This is a genomic window from Shewanella profunda (assembly GCF_023283765.1).
Taxonomy (GTDB): Bacteria; Pseudomonadota; Gammaproteobacteria; order Enterobacterales; family Shewanellaceae; genus Shewanella; species Shewanella profunda.
Map to the genome: position 1 here is coordinate 1 of NZ_JAKILG010000080.1, position 8505 is coordinate 8505.

General features: G+C 40.1%; 9 protein-coding genes. 7 read left to right on the forward strand and 2 right to left on the reverse strand.

What is annotated here, in order from left to right:
* Nucleotides 1-272: 272 nt before the first annotated feature.
* The 6 genes from pilV to L2744_RS21010 are packed head-to-tail and all read left to right on the forward strand — an operon-like array spanning nt 273 to nt 6473.
* Nucleotides 273-848 carry a type IV pilus modification protein PilV gene (gene pilV / locus L2744_RS20985; protein ID WP_248993698.1) on the forward strand — a complete coding sequence of 192 codons (576 nt, stop codon included), beginning with the start codon at nt 273-275 and terminating at the stop codon, nt 846-848.
* Nucleotides 849-1832: a PilW family protein gene (locus L2744_RS20990; RefSeq protein ID WP_248993699.1), complete on the forward strand. Its 984-nt coding sequence runs from the start codon at nt 849-851 to the stop codon at nt 1830-1832.
* 12 nt (nt 1833-1844) lie between these two features.
* A complete protein-coding gene (locus L2744_RS20995; RefSeq protein WP_248993700.1) occupies nt 1845-2279 on the forward strand; it encodes a pilus assembly PilX family protein in 435 nt (144 codons plus the stop codon).
* Nucleotides 2280-2283: 4 nt separating this feature from the next.
* Entirely contained in the window at nt 2284-5781 is a 3498-nt protein-coding gene (locus tag L2744_RS21000; protein ID WP_248993701.1) for a pilus assembly protein, read from the forward strand.
* Nucleotides 5782-5787: 6 nt separating this feature from the next.
* Nucleotides 5788-6180: a type IV pilin protein gene (locus L2744_RS21005; RefSeq protein ID WP_248993702.1), complete on the forward strand. Its 393-nt coding sequence runs from the start codon at nt 5788-5790 to the stop codon at nt 6178-6180.
* Nucleotides 6177-6473 carry a TapY2 family type IVa secretion system protein gene (locus L2744_RS21010; RefSeq protein WP_248993703.1) on the forward strand — a complete coding sequence of 99 codons (297 nt, stop codon included), beginning with the start codon at nt 6177-6179 and terminating at the stop codon, nt 6471-6473. The genes L2744_RS21005 and L2744_RS21010 overlap by 4 nt, the downstream gene beginning before the upstream one ends.
* A gap of 152 nt (nt 6474-6625) precedes the next feature.
* On the opposite strand, the gene L2744_RS21015 is transcribed toward L2744_RS21010, so the two are convergent.
* Nucleotides 6626-7111, reverse strand: coding sequence for a GspH/FimT family pseudopilin (locus tag L2744_RS21015; RefSeq protein WP_248993704.1), 486 nt, complete (start codon nt 7109-7111; stop codon nt 6626-6628).
* Between the two features lie 153 nt (nt 7112-7264).
* Nucleotides 7265-7777: a GspH/FimT family pseudopilin gene (locus L2744_RS21020; protein WP_248993705.1), complete on the reverse strand. Its 513-nt coding sequence runs from the start codon at nt 7775-7777 to the stop codon at nt 7265-7267.
* Nucleotides 7778-8023: 246 nt separating this feature from the next.
* Here L2744_RS21020 and glnB point away from each other — a divergent pair, with 246 nt between their 5' ends.
* The gene (gene glnB / locus L2744_RS21025; RefSeq protein WP_248993706.1) at nt 8024-8362 is read left to right on the forward strand and encodes a nitrogen regulatory protein P-II; all 339 of its coding nucleotides are present in this window, start codon (nt 8024-8026) and stop codon (nt 8360-8362) included.
* The last annotated feature ends 143 nt before the right edge of the window (nt 8363-8505 follow it).

An 8505-nucleotide genomic window follows, 5' to 3' on the forward strand; every position in this document is an offset into this window, starting at 1 on the left:
TTTAAAACAGATTTGATAGTAGTAAAAAGACAGAAAGAGGCAACATAAAGATTACAGCCTTAAAAAAACAAACCCCGGTGTCAAAAACCGGGGTTTGTCATTAATCTGAAGAGGCATTAGCCTCTTTTTTTTCGCCTGAATATTTGAAATTCATGCAAAGCATAATGGCATTCGTACTTAGATATAATTGTTACTGGCTAGTTATATTTTACTCATCTATTATTAACTATCCGTCATGCTTTCGTCGTAACATTAGGATTTTAAAAGGGTAAATGGCTGAAAAGCTTGTCAAAAATATGGCTAAAATCGAACGATTGACACAACGTCATTTTCAACGAGGCTTCTCACTGATAGAAGTGCTTGTCGCGTTAGTGATCTTAGTTATTGGCTTAATAGGTATTTTTAATCTTCACATCATCGCCAAGCGCGGAAGTTTTGAATCCTTCCAACAGACACAAGCCTCCTATTACGCAAATGACATTATCAATCGGATGAAACTTAATTCAACCCAACTTGCCAGTTACCATGGTGACTATGTTGGTTCTAAAACTGCCATCACGCCAGCATCACCCGCGTGTGAAGGGGTGACTCTATGCACTCCAGCACAATTAGTTACTTGGGACTTATACGAATGGCAGTCCGCCTTTTCCGGTGAGAATGAGGTCGTCGGTTCTCAACATGTTGGTGGCTTAGATACACCAACGGCCTGTATTCGAGTTAACGCTAACACTGTTTCTGTCACTATGACATGGCGTGGCATTACTGAAACGAGCGATGGTATTGATAATGTAGATTGTGGAACCGCCAGTAAAAGAAGACGCGTATTTACTTTGCAGACGGTGATTTAGATGGCGATAAAACAATTTAAAATATCGACCATTCATCATCAAACGGGGCTGTCACTGGTCGAGTTGATGGTGGCTATGGTCATTGGCCTGTTTTTAACTGCTGGCGTATTTACCATGTTTAGTATGTCATCTTCAAACGTGACAACCACAAGCCAATTTAATCAGTTACAGGAAAACGGCCGCATAGCCTTAGCGATTCTTGAGCGTGATTTGAGCCAACTTGGCTTTATGGGGGATATGACGGGGACTGACTTTGTATTAGGGGCGAATACGCAAGTCACTGTTGCAGCCCTTGCATCAGATTGTGTCGGTGGCGGCGCAAATAATGCCACGCTACCCAATAATACTCCGGCACATTTTCGTCGTTTGTGGGGCTATGAGCAAGGCGTTGGCACAGCACCTTTTGACTGCCTAAATAATGTCAATAACAATACCGATGTATTACAAATTAAAAGGTTAATTGGTCCATCCCTTGCGGCTCCTTCTGGTGATAATGTCTTTGTTGTAGCCAATGCTAGCCAAGCGATTTTTTTTACTGGTAGTGCTTCTCCCCCCATGACTAATGGGCGTATATGGGAGTATCAACATCATGTGTACTTTATTAGTGACGACGCTTCTAAAATTCCTGTTTTACGTCGCAAAACCTTGACTGATGGCGGTATGAATAACGACGAGCAATTGGTTGAGGGAATTGAAAATCTCCGTATTCTCTATGGTTTTGATAATGATGGGGATGATACTCCTGATAGTTTTCTTTCTGCCGAAAATGTCAGCAATTTGATGTGGGAAAATCAGACTTTTCAGCGATTGGTTGCCTTGAAATTATTTGTATTAGTGCGGTCAGTGCAAGTTGATACTAGCTACACTAACGAAACTCAGTATCAATTAGGCGACAAAACTATTGAAGCTCCTAAAGATAGTTATCGACGTAAGGTGATGTCTACGACAGTCGTATTGGAAAACCCAGTGCTGATCCGTAGTTAAATGAGGTTTTTGATGAGTAAACAACGTGGGATCGTGCTTTTTTTTGCACTTATTGTATTGATCATTATGACTGTCATTGGCGTTGCATTGGCCGTCAATTCCACGCAATCCCTTCGTATGTCGGGAGCCGGATCGGAACGAATTGAGGCTAAAGCACTTGCCGATGGGGGTTTACAACAGGTGATTGCAAATTATCAAGGAGCGCTTTTTGCGAATCTTGGCTTAGTGACATCGGAAACTCTTTTTAATGGTACTCAGCAATTAACCCCACTTCCTCTTACGGGAGTCAGAGATGTTAGTTGTCAGCGAACAGACAGGGCTACTGGCGCTAATTTAGTGAGTTGTCGGCGGGTCGAAATCAGCAGTACAGCTACATTTGGTCGAGACGATTTAGGGCAAGTCACTGTAGTCGCTGGGATTGAACAGCAAGTACTAACAGGAAATTAATATCATGTTAAATAAATGCTTAATTGGTCTTTTGACTGCATTAACTATTGTGACAGGCACAACATATGCCGACGATACTGAACTGTATCTTGTTGATTCAACAGTTCGTTCAGGGAAGCGACCACAGGTGCTGTTTATCTTTGATAATTCAGGGAGTATGTCGACAGTGGAAGAGAGTGCAGTGACCTCCTATTGCTCTGAAGCGGGTAAAGTAGCAGGTACTTGTAGTTATCCCGATGGATTTGAAAATTTTCTAGCTAGTTATTCTGGTTATATCAATAATAAAGGAACCTATTGGAATGCTGGCGGTATAGATAATACTAATAATATGCCAACGCCAGATAAGCCTAATGATGGTCGGCGCTTTTATCTAGATAACAATAACTGCAACACAGCAGCAAAAGCCTTAGTCGATAAAGGTCGTTATACAGGTTATTTGCGGGAGTTTAGTAGTAATCGAAATACTTGGAACAACTTAGCGGATAATAATGGTTTTAATCAAAATGATATCGTTGATTGTTATGAAGATATTCTTAATGCCGATCCAGTTAATCCAGGAAAGTTAAAAGGTGTTGCTTTTAAAAATGGGTATCCAATAAATAATAAATCAAGGTATACAGCAGGTAGCAATGAAACTGATCGTCTATTAAGCTTGAATAACACACAGTTCGGTGCTGGTCAACCTGTGACTTTATACACCGCACATTATCTTGTTTGGCATAAATGGGCAACAACGACAGAAGAAGGTAAAAATAGTGGTGGTGTAGGTACTCGACTCGATGTAGCTAAAAGTGCGTTGATTTCTGCATTAGAATCGCTAGCAATTCCTATCGATGCGGGGCTTGCAGTTTTTAACTTAGATTACCCTAATGAAGGAGATGCTGATGGTGGGAGGATCGTTTATGGTTTAACCGAAATGAACAGTACAAATAAAGCGAACCTTACTTCTCTAATTAAAAGTATGCCTGCGAAAACAAATACACCACTTTGTGAAACACTCTATGAAGCATACCAGTATTTTAGTGGTGGTCCTGTAACTTATGGTAATAAAGACAAAAACGGTACAGGGAGTTATAAAATAGATGGATATATACCTAATACCCCCCCGAGCATATTGACTTCCGGGAATTACACGACGCCATTTAAAAAGTGCCCCGACACTGCTTACGTTATATATATTACCGATGGCGCCCCCACTTTAGATAAATCTGCAGATACACTTATTACTGGCTTAGCTGCAAGCGCCAAAAATCAAGCTGCCAACTATTCTAACTTCTCATTTACTAATGCTGAAAATAAGACTGAAACGAGCTATATGCCAGCACTTGCTGCTTATATGTATAATAATGATATTATAGCTGGTAATACAGACTCTTTAGGTGTTGATAATAAACAAAATATTCGAATATTTACTATCGGTTTTTCAGATGGTGCTGATGAGGCTGCTGCTCTGCTAGAGGAAACCGCCTTTAGGGGGGGGAATCCACGTGGTAGCAATAATGTATCTAAGGGATATTATGTTGCTAAAAATGGCCTCGATTTAGTCTCAGCATTGGATGATGCCTTAAAATCAATTTTAACGATAGACTCATCTTTTACCTCACCGAGTATTGCTAGTAATAACTTCGATAAAACACAAACCTATAATTCTGCATATTATGCAATGTTCTTACCCGGTAATGGACCTCGTTGGAGTGGTAATATTAAAAAACTGAAAGTAAATGCTGCTGGAGAAATTGTAGGTCCTGGTGGAAATAATAAGGCGATTGATTCCAATGGTAATATTGCTAATGATGTTTGTACCTATTGGAATACTTGCTCTGAATCAAATGATGGTAATAAAGTACTTTCTGGTGGAGTGTTACCTTCGTTGAGGGCTAAGCTTAAAAACCGCACTATCTACACCTCTAGTGGTTCAAGTCTGGTTAATTTTTCGAGTTCTTCTTTTGTTTCTAGTTATTCTCAGGCGGATTCTGATTGGTTATATGGTGTCGATGTAGATGATGAGAATAATAGTAATAGTACATCGGATGCCCGAGAAGATATTATGGGAGATCCCCTTCACTCTAAACCTTTAGCTATTAATTATGGTAGTACAACAAATTTGGATGTTCGTATTCTTGTTGGTACTAACCAAGGGTTAGTACATATGTTTAAGGATTCTGATACAGGAAATAATGATTATAGCGTTGGCTCTGTAGAGGAGTCATGGGCATTTATTCCTGACGAGCTATGGGGCAATATCCCTAAGTTAAGGCAAAACCCAGCCACAGGGGTGCATTCTGTATATGGTATGGATCTATCACCCGTGGCATACACTGAAAATGACGCAAGTGGTAAACTCACTAAGGCTTGGGTATTTTTAGGTATGCGAAGTGGCGGTGCATCCTACTATGCTTTAGATATTACAACCGCAGATTCTCCAAAGTTTAAATGGATGATTAATTCGGATAGCACTTCCTTTGAAGATCTCGGGCAAACATGGTCAGAACCCGTAGTGACTTATATTCCAGGAGTCAAGGACCCTATGCTGATATTCGGTGGCGGAATGGCCTCATCTGATGGAACTGGTGCAGCAGTTTATATCGTTAATGCTGATACTGGTGCATTTATTACTAAATTTACTGCCGATGATATGGGGAGTGTGGCGACTAAAGTGGCTGTGCTAGACAGTGACAACGATGGCGCAACAGATCGTATATATGCGAGTGATATTACGGGTAATATATGGCGTATTGATTTGCCAGGCACGACTCAGAGTGAATGGGCTATTTTCAAATTTGCGTCCATTGCGGGTGAGTCTCCGAATAATCGTATGTTTTTTGCTGAACCTGTAGTAGCACAAACTCAATTTAATAATGTTCATTCAGAGAGTGGTGTCTTAAGTTATCAAAAAATTCCCTATGATGCTGTCACTATCGGAACAGGGAACCGCAACCATCCTTTAGATATGACTACAAACGATATGTTTTATGTTTTTCAAGATAGAAATGTTGTTACTCAAGTATTTACGGATAAACCTTCAGTATTGACTCTTAGCGATCTTTACAACGTCAGTAGCAGTGCACCGGCTAGTGAGTCAGAGAATGTTACTTTTGGCAAAACGAGAGGCTGGTACTACGATTTTACTGCCAATGGTGAAAAAAGCTTATCTGCTTCACTTATTTTCGATGGCAAAGTTTATTTTACTTCTTTTGTTCCACCGACAAACCAAGCGGTGGATTTAGATGCAGGAGTGTGTGGCTTCTCAGGACAAGGGCGATTATATGTGTTTGATTTACATAAAGGTACGCGTACCTATAATCAGGTTTACTACGAAGTTGGTGAGCGGGTTCCTGATACACCCCAAATAGTAATTCCGAAACCTGAGGATGGTGAAGAAGTTAAAGCATATATTATCGGTGTCGGTAAAGGTGAATGTGAAAACGGCGAGTGTAAAGGTACGATTGAGTTAGGTGGCGTCTTGAGCGCTAATAAAATTTACTACCATATTAATGAGTGATATTGAATGAAGATCGCCAGAGGTTTTACGCTAATAGAGTTAATGATTACAGTAGCGATAGTGGGGATTTTAGCTGCAATTGCTTATCCATCTTATATTGAGTATGTCACTAAAAGTGGTCGCTCTGAGGGGGTTGCTGCCGCGATGCGGGTTGCCAACTTACAGGAACAGTATTACTTAGATAATAAAGTTTATACCACTGATATGACTAAACTAGGGTTATCTGCAAGCCCGTTTGTCACAGAACACGGACATTATAGTCTCTCTTCTGAAGGGACAAGTAGTTTTAAAATTACTGCGACTGCGAAGGGGAGTCAGGCTAGTCGAGATTCTGTCTGTGCAACTATCACATTAACAGATGTCGGTGTTAAAGGGCCATCTGAGGAGTGTTGGAAATGATTAAGCCTATTGTGCTCATATTTATTTCAGTGCCATTACTGGCAGATGCCGCCCCGATTGATAGGGTTCAGGATTACAAGTGCCATATCACTTTGGCTAAAAGTGAACTGATAGCTTTTTACCGCTGGGAGTCGAGCAAAGCTAAACTCAATATGGCTAAATTACCGAGCAAACAGTTGACGGATAATTTGGGGAAAAAGCATTTTATTCAAGATGTTATTGAATGCGTTCCTTTGAGTGCTGAATTTAGTAATGACAAAAGCAGAGAGCTAGATAAGCAAACGCCAAGGTAAGGAGCTATGCTTAATATCTATGTTGGCGAAGGACATGGTGATTTAAGTTATGCCATTTCGCAGTTATAAGAGATATGTATGGGACACAATACAAGTTGGTATGCTGATTAAATATCAACGTGTTGCGGTAGATTCTGTTTTTATGTGTCTTGTTAGCAACTTATACCCGTTTCACCATAGGCTATTAATCCGCCGATATTAACTATTACTCCTTTAGCGGAAGAGGCTTTGGCACTAGCACAATAAATAATGCTGCCGCCAGTTGCTAAACCATCGGTTGAAAAAGTGATCGTTTCAACGGATGCTTTTACAGTATCACTGGCATGAAAACCATCAATCACCCGTAATGATTTAGTGCTGTCGGCAGTTGAAAATACTCGAATCCCGGCACTCCAATCTTTTCCTGCTTTGCAACTTGATTCAGACTCATATGCACATACAGTCACCTCATTACCATAATTGATGGCTTGGTTTCGGGCAAATGCTAAGGTCTCATTGATTTTACCAATGTTATTGTCAACCCGCGTTGATTCATAAAGGGATACTAATGATGGAGCTCCTATGGTCAATAATATTGCTGCAACGGCAATTGTCACCATTAGTTCGACTAATGTAAAACCAGCAAATTTTTTTAGCATAAGTTAACCCTCCCAAAGACTTTACTCAGTATAAGCGAGAAGGTTGCTGTTTTCAGCATATATAACTTACTCCTATAAATGCCTATTTTTTGACATTTAAAGGAGTTTAGTTCTGTGATTGGCAAAATAAACTTTATGTCGATTTATGTTCGATTAGCTACAGTTTATGTTGTTATCTGTGGAGAACCGGACGCGTCCTGCTTGATTGACAATAACAGCTCTAGAATAAGGACTGGTAGCTGATACGGGGCAATATTTAAGTGTCGCATTTGTTCCTGATGCCAATCCATCAGGTTGAAAACGTATCGCTATACGGTTGCATTTAACTATATCTTTGGAATAAAAAGCATTGGTTGTGTAGAGTGTTTTTTCATTGTTATCGAGTTGATTATTAGCATTAGTATCAACAAAGATAGTTAGTCCTACCTGCCAGTTTGATGAGCACTTGTTATCGATAAGCGCGCAAACAGTGATCTTCTGATTAAATGAAATAGCCTGATTCCGTGCAAGTTGGATAGTTTGCTGAATAAGACGAATGCTGCTATCGGCCCGATAACTGGTGTATATATCGTTTAATGAAGGGACCCCAATTGTCAGTAAGATTGTTGAAATTGATAAGGTGGTAATAAGTTCTATAAGGCTAAAGCCTTTTTGATGAGTATGCATGACATATCCTTGTCTTAATTGCGCTTGCATCCCGCGAGCGAGTTTATTTAGTGATAGCTGAAGTACAAGTATAAAATCTCACCAGATAATCATTGGGCTTTTTTTAGACTTTTATGTGCTAAAAGGAATTTTGTAGAAACTGTGTTTTATGAGTAAAGCATGACATTCACTTCAATATTGACGTAACCCCGTGTAAGCTTGTGCTATTCTGTTTGTTTATGTTAATGCAAGGATGAGGAATTTTTCATGAAAAAAGTTGAAGCCATTATTAAGCCTTTTAAATTAGATGATGTGCGTGAATCACTTGCAGAGATAGGTATTACTGGGATGACAGTGCTGGAAGTCAAGGGGTTCGGTCGTCAGAAGGGGCATACAGAGTTGTATCGTGGTGCTGAATATATGGTGGATTTTTTGCCTAAAGTGAAGATTGAACTGGTGATCCAAGATGATCTGGTTGATCAAGCTATTGATGCGATTGTTGAAACAGCTCGAACAGGAAAAATTGGTGACGGTAAGATTTTTGTCTCGGATGTTGAACGTGTGATTCGGATAAGAACGGGCGAAGAGAACGAAGAGGCTGTGTAAGCCATTTTTAGATACTAATAAAGGGCCGCAGGGCTATCTCTTGATCACATCTCGTGCTCAAGAGATAGAGCCAATTCGTAGCCTTCAAGGATGGTTTGCAGTTTGAACCATCCTTCCCATAACCGCTCCCAACCTACTACACC

What these genes read in the sequence shown, in the direction of transcription:
- pilV (WP_248993698.1), top strand. Translation starts at nt 273, where the DNA reads ATGGCTGAAAAGCTTGTCAAAAATATGGCTAAAATCGAACGATTGACA.
- L2744_RS20990 (WP_248993699.1), top strand. Translation starts at nt 849, where the DNA reads ATGGCGATAAAACAATTTAAAATATCGACCATTCATCATCAAACGGGG.
- L2744_RS20995 (WP_248993700.1), top strand. Translation starts at nt 1,845, where the DNA reads ATGAGTAAACAACGTGGGATCGTGCTTTTTTTTGCACTTATTGTATTG.
- L2744_RS21000 (WP_248993701.1), top strand. Translation starts at nt 2,284, where the DNA reads ATGTTAAATAAATGCTTAATTGGTCTTTTGACTGCATTAACTATTGTG.
- L2744_RS21005 (WP_248993702.1), top strand. Translation starts at nt 5,788, where the DNA reads ATGAAGATCGCCAGAGGTTTTACGCTAATAGAGTTAATGATTACAGTA.
- L2744_RS21010 (WP_248993703.1), top strand. Translation starts at nt 6,177, where the DNA reads ATGATTAAGCCTATTGTGCTCATATTTATTTCAGTGCCATTACTGGCA.
- L2744_RS21015 (WP_248993704.1), bottom strand. Translation starts at nt 7,111, where the DNA reads ATGCTAAAAAAATTTGCTGGTTTTACATTAGTCGAACTAATGGTGACA.
- L2744_RS21020 (WP_248993705.1), bottom strand. Translation starts at nt 7,777, where the DNA reads ATGCATACTCATCAAAAAGGCTTTAGCCTTATAGAACTTATTACCACC.
- glnB (WP_248993706.1), top strand. Translation starts at nt 8,024, where the DNA reads ATGAAAAAAGTTGAAGCCATTATTAAGCCTTTTAAATTAGATGATGTG.